This is a genomic window from Bradyrhizobium sp., assembly GCF_049691595.1.
In the GTDB taxonomy this organism is placed as follows: domain Bacteria; phylum Pseudomonadota; class Alphaproteobacteria; order Rhizobiales; family Xanthobacteraceae; genus Bradyrhizobium.
Genome location: NZ_JBAVNZ010000597.1, coordinates 1 through 5,060 on the forward strand (window position 1 = coordinate 1; position 5,060 = coordinate 5,060).

6 protein-coding genes are annotated in these 5,060 nt (G+C 64.1%); 4 read left to right on the forward strand and 2 right to left on the reverse strand.

Translation table 11 applies throughout. From position 1 onward, the window contains the following. Window positions 1-249: LysR family transcriptional regulator (locus WCE35_RS23900; protein WP_424595779.1), on the reverse strand; the 249-nt coding region annotated here is incomplete at its 3' end. Window positions 250-365: 116 nt separating this feature from the next. Between WCE35_RS23900 and WCE35_RS23905 the strand changes: the two genes are divergently transcribed. Then, a complete protein-coding gene (locus tag WCE35_RS23905) occupies window positions 366-1,064 on the forward strand; it encodes a pirin family protein (RefSeq protein ID WP_424595780.1) in 699 nt (232 codons plus the stop codon). 154 nt (window positions 1,065-1,218) lie between these two features. Next, window positions 1,219-2,166, forward strand: coding sequence for a DUF5996 family protein (locus WCE35_RS23910; RefSeq protein WP_424595781.1), 948 nt, complete (start codon window positions 1,219-1,221; stop codon window positions 2,164-2,166). A 25-nt stretch (window positions 2,167-2,191) separates the two neighbouring features. Here WCE35_RS23910 and WCE35_RS23915 read toward each other — a convergent pair whose 3' ends face one another. Then, on the reverse strand, window positions 2,192-2,791 hold the full coding sequence (locus WCE35_RS23915; protein WP_424595782.1) for a 3-keto-disaccharide hydrolase: 600 nt from the start codon (window positions 2,789-2,791) through the stop codon (window positions 2,192-2,194). Between the two features lie 289 nt (window positions 2,792-3,080). Here WCE35_RS23915 and WCE35_RS23920 point away from each other — a divergent pair, with 289 nt between their 5' ends. Together WCE35_RS23920 and WCE35_RS23925 are read left to right on the forward strand one after the other, a co-directional pair. Next, complete coding sequence (locus WCE35_RS23920) at window positions 3,081-4,133, forward strand: Ldh family oxidoreductase (protein ID WP_424595783.1); 1,053 nt, start codon at window positions 3,081-3,083, stop codon at window positions 4,131-4,133. Window positions 4,134-4,164: 31 nt separating this feature from the next. Next, the coding region (locus tag WCE35_RS23925) for an NtaA/DmoA family FMN-dependent monooxygenase (RefSeq protein WP_424595784.1) at window positions 4,165-5,060 on the forward strand (896 nt) is incomplete at its 3' end.

Here is a 5,060-nt window from a genome sequence, read left to right on the forward strand (position 1 = left end):
CTCCGCGGCCTCGCCATCGGCGAGCAGCCGCGCCGCCCGTTCCGACAATTTCTGGCCGGCGTCGGTCAGGGCCAGCCGCCGCGAGGTGCGGTTGAACAGCCGCGCGCCGAGCCGTGCCTCCAGCCGGCTGACCGCCTTCGACACCGTGGCCCTGGACAGCGCAAGCTCGGTCGAGGCCGCCGCAAACGACCGCAATTCCACGACTTTCGCGAAGATCGCCAGTGCCTCGAAATCCGGGAGTTTTGACATTTCGATCGTCCCTGTTCGATCATTTTAAGAAACGATTTGTTTCCATAGTTTCTATTTATGCACGACGCGGCAACGCTTATCCAGAGTGTAACGAAGTTCTCTCACAGGAGATTGCCATGATCGAACTCAGACCGTTCGCAAAACTCGGCAGCGCCGACCACGGCTGGCTGAAGGCAAAACATCACTTCTCGTTCGGCAGCTATTATGACCCCGGCAATATCGGCCATGGCGCCTTGCGGGTGTGGAACGACGATGAGATCGCGCCGGACACCGGCTTTCCCGCCCATCCCCATGCCAACATGGAGATCATCACCTATGTCCGCGAAGGCGCGATCACGCACCAGGACAGTCTTGGCAACAAGGGCCGCACCGAAGCCGGCGACGTGCAGGTGATGAGCGCCGGAAGCGGCATTCGTCATTCCGAGTATAATCTCGAGCAAGCGAAGACAAAAATCTTCCAGATCTGGATCGAGCCGACCACCCATGGCGGCCAGCCGACCTGGGGCGCCAAACCGTTCCCGAAGGCAGATCGCTCCGGCAAGCTCGTCACCATCGCGAGCGGCTTTGCCGGCGACACGGACGCGCTGCCGATCCGCGCCGACGCGCGGGTGCTCGCCACCACGCTGAAGGCCGGCGAGAACGCGGTATACGCGCCCGGGCCAACGCGAAAACTCTATCTGGTGCCGGCGGCAGGCGCGGTCGAGGTCAATGGCGTCCGTGTCAACGCCCGCGACGGCGCCGCGATCCGCGACGAAACCCGGCTCAGGATCACCGCTTTGGAAGATTCCGAACTGGTGCTGGTCGACGCGGCGTAGTCGTTAAGCACGCAGGCGGCCCCACACACCAACTCGTCATGCGCGGGCGCCTGTCCCCGACTTGATCGGGGCTGACCCGCGCATCCATCGCTGTTCGCGAGGGATTCGTGATAGACGGTATGCCCTCACCAACCGCCCGCACCGAGTTTTTGGCATGAGCACCATCGTGAAAATTCCGTGGCCCGAGCTACCGACCGCGGCGTGGCGTGACACCTATGCGACGCTGCACCTCTGGACCCAGGTCGTCGGCAAGATCCGGCTGGCCAAATCGCCCTGGCTGAACCATTCCTGGCATGTCGCGCTCTACGTCACGGCCCGCGGACTGACGACTTCGCCCGTTCCCGACGGTAACAGGAGTTTTCAGATCGACTTCGACTTCATCGATCATGCCCTGCGCATTTCGACCAGCGACGGCGCGCAGCGGCAGCTCGCGCTGGCCGGGCAGTCGGTCGCGAGCTTCCACGCCGGGGTCATGACGACCCTGCGAGAGCTCGATATCGATGTCATCATCGACGAGATGCCGAACGAACTGCCGGAGCCGACAAGGTTCTCCGAAGACAGGCAGCACGCCGCCTATGACCGGGACGCCGTCAAGCGCCTGTTCCAGATCCTTGCGAATTGCGACCGCGTCTTCAAGCAGTTCCGCACCGGCTTCCTTGGCAAGGCGAGCCCGGTGCATTTTTTCTGGGGCAGTTTTGACCTCGCGGTGACGCGCTTTTCCGGCCGCCGCGCGCCGCGGCATCCCGGCGGGGTGCCGAATCTGCCCGATGCGGTGGCGTGCGAGGCCTATTCGCATGAGGAAAGCAGCGCCGGTTTCTGGCCGGGCAGCGGCGCGATCGATTATCCCGCGTTCTATTGCTATGCCTATCCCGAGCCTGCGGGCTTTCGCGCCACAAAAGTGAGGCCAGCCGCCGCCTTCTTCAGCGAAGCGCTCGGCGAGTTCATTCTGCCCTATGACGCCGTGCGCACGGCCGCCGATCCCGACAGGACGTTGCTGGAATTCCTGCAAAGCAGCTATGAGGCCGCGGCGATTGCCGCGAACTGGGACCGCGACGCGCTCGAATGCGCGCCGGGCCGGCCGGGTGTGGTGCGGGAGGTCTGACGGGGTGGTGTCCGGGACACCAGCCCTACAACGGCTTGATCTGCACCTTGCGGAACTTGACCACGCCCGAGCCGTACTGAAGCGCGAACGGGCCGCTCGCATGTTTCGAGTCCTGCACCTCCGCGGTCTTCTGGCCGTTGAGCACGACCACGAGATGCGGGCCATGCGCCGTGATCTCGTAGGTGTTCCACTTGCCGGCCGCCTTCGGCATCGGATCGACCTTGGCGACATCGACGATCGCGCCGGTGCCATAGGTCGGGTCCGGCCGCTTGTCGAAAATGTTGACCTCGTAGCAGATCTTGGAATCGATCTTCCTGGACTCGTCGCAGCGGATGAAGATGCCGCTGTTGGCTTCCTCGTCGGTCCAGAACTCGGCCCGGATCTGAAAATCCTTGTAGGAATTCCTGGTAACGAGATAGGAGAGATCCTTGCCGTCGAGCTTGTCGGCGACCAGCGCGCCGTCCTTCATCGCCCAGTTGGCTTTGCCGACCTCATCCCAGTCGCCCATTTTGGAACTGTCGAGCAGCGTGATCCAGCCGTCGCTCTGGCCGGAGGCAACGCCGGAAAATTGCAGCACAGCGGCCCCGATCAACAGGCCAGCCGCGAGTGTCGACACATGCTTCATGAAGATAGTCCTCCCTGTCGGTCTTGATTGGCACGCAATCTAGCAGCAACATCCGCAGCGTAAACGCGGTTTTTCATGCTGCGGTTGCGTTGTGCGATAGGCAACGTTCCCTCCCTGATCACCGCGCGGGCAGCCAATTCCGCACGATGAAATCCGCGTCGTTGAGGATCGTGCCGGCGGCATGGCCGCCCGCGCATTCCGCCCTTGCTCTCCCGCCACCGCTTTGAGACCATGCGGCCAGCGACAACAAGCAAGACCCGTAGTCGCGGGCAAGTACCGAGGAAACCCCATGCCGATCGTCCAGGCCGATCGTCTCACGCGTATCGGCGCGGCGCTGCTTCGGGCTGCCGGGGCACCGGACGAGGAAGCCCATGCTGTGGCGGTCGGCTGCGTCAACGCCAACCTCGCAGGCCATGACTCGCACGGGGTGATCGCGATCCCGACCTATATCGACCGCATCAAGGTCGGCCATATCGTGCCCGGCGCCAAATGGACCATCGTGCGGGAATCGCCGACCACGACCGTGATCGACGGCCATTGGGGCTTCGGCTTCCACGTCAACGCCAGGGCGATGGCGCTGACCATCGAGAAGGCGAAGACTGCCAACGTCGCGGCGTGCACGGTGTTCCGGCAGAGCCATGTCGGACGGCTCGCCGCCTATCCGATGATGGCGATGCGCGAGGGCATGATCGGGCTTGCCGCCGCCGATTCCGGCCGCTCGCCGAAACATGTCGCGCCGTTCGGCGGCCGCGAGGCGCGGCTCGGCACCAATCCGATTTCCATCGCGGTGCCGTCCGATCTCGAGGCGCCGTTTTATCTCGACATGGCGACGTCAGCGGTCGCCGCCGGCAAGATCGCGCTGGCGGCCGCGCGCGGCGAGGCGATCCCGACCGGCTGGATCGTCGATGCCGAGGGGCGGCACACCACCGACCCCAAACAATTCCGCAACGGCGGCGCACTGCTGCCGCTCGGCGGCAGCGAGGGCTACAAGGGAAGCGGCCTCGCCGCGATGGTCGAGGTGCTGTGCGGCCTGCTCACCGGGCTTGGCTACGGCGTCGAGCCGACCGGACGCCACAACGACGGATGCTTCATGGCGGTGTTCAACGTCGCAGCGTTCCGTCCGCTGAAGGATTTCAGGAAAGAGGTGGCCGAGTTCGCGCGCTATCTGAAGTCGACGCCGCCGTCCGAAGGCTCGACCGGCGTGTTCTATCCAGGCGAAATCGAATATCTGCGCGAACAGCAACGCAGGGCCGAAGGCATCGAGATCGAGGATGCGACCTGGGACAAATTGCGGCGGCTTGCCGGCGAATACCGCCTCGCGACCGAACTCGATCTCGCATGACACTTCGCTTGGCCGGTACAGGGAGAGCAACATGACACGGCAAATGGCGATGGTCGGATTCCTGCAGGCGCAGAACTGCACCAACCTGCCGAGTTCGTGGCGGCATCCGCAATCGCGCGACGATTCGATGTCGGCCGACTACTATCAGGAGATCGCCCGGATTCTGGAAGCCGGCAAATTTCACATGGCGTTCTTCGATGACCGGCTGGCGATGCCCGATCGCTACGGCAACGATCACGCCCACACCGTCGAATACGGCATCCGCTGCGTCAAGATGGATCCGATCGTGGTGCTGACCACGATGGGCATGGTCACCGAAAAGCTCGGCCTCGCCTCGACCGCCTCCACAACCTATTTCGAGCCGTTCGACGTGGCGCGCCGCTTCGCCACGCTCGACCTGATGACCGGCGGCCGCGCCGCCTGGAACGTGGTGACGTCGGTCAATGACGGCGAGGCGCTCAACATGGGCAAGGACGCCCATCTCGACCATGATTTCCGTTACGACCGCGCCGACGAGTTCATGGAAGTCGTGCTCGGGCACTGGGATTGCTGGGAAGACGGCGCGCTGATCATCGACAAGAAAAGCGGGCGCTTTGCCGACCCGGCCAAGGTCAAGCGGCTCGATCATCGCGGGCAATTTTTCAAGTCGCGCGGCCCATTCACCGTGCCGCGCTCGCCGCAGGGCCATCCCGTCATCATCCAGGCCGGCGCCAGCGGCCGCGGCCAGCGCTTTGCCGGGCGCTGGGGCGAGGTGATTTTCACCGCGGCGCGCAACCTGGAAAGCGCCCAGCAGGGCTATGCCGCGATCCGGGGCGAAGCCGCCAAGGCCGGCCGCGATCCCGACCAGATGTTTCTCTGCAACCTCACCACCCCGGTATCAGGGGCGACGAAATCCGAGGCCGAGGACAAGATGGCGCTGATCGAAAA

Bases quoted from the DNA above. Each gene is read 5' to 3' on its own strand.
- WCE35_RS23905 (WP_424595780.1), top strand. From the start codon at position 366: ATGATCGAACTCAGACCGTTCGCAAAACTCGGCAGCGCCGACCACGGC.
- WCE35_RS23910 (WP_424595781.1), top strand. From the start codon at position 1,219: ATGAGCACCATCGTGAAAATTCCGTGGCCCGAGCTACCGACCGCGGCG.
- WCE35_RS23915 (WP_424595782.1), bottom strand. From the start codon at position 2,791: ATGAAGCATGTGTCGACACTCGCGGCTGGCCTGTTGATCGGGGCCGCT.
- WCE35_RS23920 (WP_424595783.1), top strand. From the start codon at position 3,081: ATGCCGATCGTCCAGGCCGATCGTCTCACGCGTATCGGCGCGGCGCTG.